This window comes from Rhizobacter sp., assembly GCF_031412495.1.
GTDB lineage: Bacteria > Pseudomonadota > Gammaproteobacteria > Burkholderiales > Burkholderiaceae_C > Schlegelella_A.
The window spans coordinates 1-3,132 of sequence record NZ_JANODC010000286.1; the positions used below are offsets into that span (position 1 = coordinate 1).

Below are 3,132 nucleotides of genomic sequence, written 5' to 3' on the forward strand. Positions count from 1 at the left end.
GACATCATGATGTCGCTGGCCATCGCCAGCCACATGGCGAGCGCCGGCGTGAAGACGGTCGGCTTCATCGGCTTCGCCGACGCCTACGGCGAAGGCTGGTTCCAGGAGTTCAGCAAGATCGCGCCGATCAAGGGCTTGAGCATCGTCGCCAGCGAGCGCTATGCGCGCACCGACACCTCGGTCACCGGCCAGGCGCTGAAGCTCGTCGCCGCCAGGCCCGATGCCGTGCTGATCGCCGGCTCCGGAACCCCCGCCGTGCTGCCGCAGCGGGCCCTGAAGGAGCGCGGCTACGCCGGCAAGTACTACCAGACGCACGGCGTCGCCAACAACGACTTCCTGCGCGTCGGCGGCAAGGACGTCGACGGCACGTTCCTGCCGTCCGGGCCGGTGCTCGTGGCCGCCCAGCTGCCCAACAACTTCCCGGTCAAGGCGAGCGCGATGGAGTACGTCACGAAGTACGAAGCCGCCTACGGCAAGGGCTCGGTGTCGACCTTCGGCGCGCACGCGTGGGACGCCGGCCGCCTGATGGCGGTCGCGGCCGAGCAGGCGCTGAAGAAGGCCAAGCCCGGCACGGTCGAGTTCCGCTCGGCGCTGCGCGACGCCCTCGAGTCGGTGCGCGAGGTGCATGGCGCGCACGGCATCTTCAACATGTCGCCCACCGACCACCTCGGCCTCGACCAGCGTGCCCGCGTCATGGTCAAGATCGAGAACGGGCAGTGGAAGTACCAACCCTGAGCCGAGGGCGCTGCCATGTCCGACCTTTCCATCGTCCAGAGCCTGATCGCCGACCGCTGGGTCGGTGCGCGGCAGGGCAGTCCGCTCGCCAGCGCCATCGACGGAGCGGCGATCCACCACACGCACGCCGAGGAGATCGACTTCGGCGAGGCGCTCGACTTCGCCCGGCGCACCGGCGGCACGTCGCTGCTCGGCCTCGACTTCCAGCAGCGGGCGGCGCGGCTGAAGGCGCTCGCGGCCTACCTGAACGAGCGCAAGGAAGCGCTCTACGCGGTGTCGCGCCACACCGGCGCCACGCGCAGCGACGGCTGGGTCGACATCGAGGGCGGCACCGGCACGCTCTACGCCTACGCGTCGATGGCCGGCAACGAGTTGCCCTCGGGCAACCTGATCCACGAGGGCCCGGCCATCCCGCTCGGCAAGAAGGGCCGGTTCGCCGGAACGCACATCCTGGTGCCGCGCGGCGGCGTCGCGGTGCACATCAATGCCTTCAACTTCCCGGTCTGGGGCCTGCTGGAGAAGTTCGCGCCGACCTTCATCGCCGGGATGCCGTGCATCGTCAAGCCGGCCACGGCCACAAGCTACCTCACCGAGGCGATGGTGCGGATGATGATGGAGTCGGGCCTGCTTCCGGCCGGTAGCCTGCAGCTCGTCATCGGCCCGACCGGCGACCTGCTCGACCGGCTCGAGAGCGCCGACGTCGTCACGTTCACCGGCTCGGCCGACACGGCGCTGAAGCTGCGCAGCAACGCCAACCTGCTCGCCCGATCGATCCCTTTCAATGCCGAAGCCGATTCCCTCAACGCCGCGCTGCTCGGCCCCGACGTCACGCCGGACGATCCCGAGTTCGACCTCTTCGTCAAGGAAGTGGTCCGCGAGATGACGGCCAAGGCCGGGCAGAAATGCACTGCGATCCGGCGCGCCATCGTGCCGCGCCGGCATCTCGACGCGCTCGCTGCGAAGCTTCGCGATCGCCTCGATCGGGTGGTCTTCGGCGACCCTGCCGTCGAAGGCGTGAAGATGGGCGCGCTGGCGTCGAAGGCGCAGCAGAGGGACGTGGCGGCCCAGGTGGAACGCCTGGCCGAGGGCAACGAGGTGGTGATCGGCCGCAGCGAAGCGTTCGCCCCGGTCGGCGAGGGCGCAGCCAACGGCTCCTTCTTCGCGCCGACGCTGCTGCTCTGCCGCGAGCCGCTGCGCAACGACGCCGTCCACGACGTCGAGGCCTTCGGCCCGGTCTCCACGCTGATGCCCTACGACGACTTCGAGGAAGCCCTGGCGCTCGCGGCGCGCGGTCGCGGCAGCCTGGTGGCGACGCTGGTCACGCACGACCGCGCGGTGGCCGCGAAGGCCGTCCCGCGCATGGCCGCCTGGCACGGCCGGCTGCACCTGCTCGATCGCGACTCCGCGGCCGAATCGACCGGGCACGGCTCGCCCCTGCCGATGCTCAAGCACGGCGGCCCGGGCCGCGCCGGCGGCGGCGAGGAGCTCGGCGGCATCCGCGCCGTCGTCCACTACCTGCAGCGCGCCGCGGTGCAGGGATCGCCGTCGATGCTGACGGCCGTCACCGGCGAGTACGTGCGCGGTGCGGCGGTCAGCGAAGGCGACATCCATCCGTTCCGCAAGCACTTCGAGGACCTCGCCGTCGGCGACTCCCTGCTCACGCACCGGCGCACCGTCAGCGAAGCCGACATCGTCGCCTTCGGCGGCATTTCCGGCGACTTCTTCTACATGCACTTCGACGAGATCGCGGCGAAGCAGTCGGCCTTCGGGCAGCGCATCGCGCACGGCTATTTCGTGCTCTCGGCCGCGGCCGGCCTGTTCGTGTCGCCGGCCGAGGGCCCGGTGCTCGCCAACTACGGCCTCGACACGCTGCGCTTCGTCAAGCCGGTCGGCATCGGCGACACGATCCGGGCCCGGCTCACCTGCAAGCGCAAGATCGACCGCAACAGGAAGGACGCGCAGGGGCGGGGGCAGGGCGTCGTCGCCTGGGACGTGCAGGTCACGAACCAGGCCGACGAGCTGGTCGCCAGCTATGACATCCTGACGCTCGTCGCCAAGCGCGACAGGGAGACCGCATGACAAGCCTTCCAGGCCGCCGCCTCGTCCTCAAGGCGGGCGCCGCCGCCACCGCATCGGCCGGCCTCGGCGCGATCGCCGGCTGCCAGTCGATGGCCGGACACGAGCCGCCGTCGCCGCAGGCGATGCTGGCGATGAGCTCGTCCGAGGTGGTCGCGGCGATTCGCTCCGGGCGCATGCCGGCGGAAAGCTACGTCGCCGCCGCGCTCGATCGAGCCGAGCGGCTCCAGGACCTCAACGCCTTCATCACGCTCGACCGCGCCGGCGCCATCGCGCAGGCGCGGCGCATCGACAGGATGCGGGCCGGCGGCAACGCCCTGC

Annotated in this window: 2 protein-coding genes and 1 pseudogene; all 3 read left to right on the forward strand. The window is 70.9% G+C overall.

The window, feature by feature from the left end; all coding sequences use genetic code 11:
• Window positions 1-735 (forward strand): ABC transporter substrate-binding protein (locus tag AC30N0_RS10670; protein WP_489517893.1); only part of this gene is annotated, 735 nt, incomplete at its 5' end.
• 15 nt (window positions 736-750) lie between these two features.
• Window positions 751-2,814: a phenylacetic acid degradation bifunctional protein PaaZ gene (gene paaZ, locus AC30N0_RS10675; protein WP_489517894.1), complete on the forward strand. Its 2,064-nt coding sequence runs from the start codon at window positions 751-753 to the stop codon at window positions 2,812-2,814.
• A pseudogene (locus AC30N0_RS10680) lies at window positions 2,811-3,132 on the forward strand (indoleacetamide hydrolase); the annotation flags it as partial. The gene paaZ and the pseudogene AC30N0_RS10680, both read left to right, overlap by 4 nt.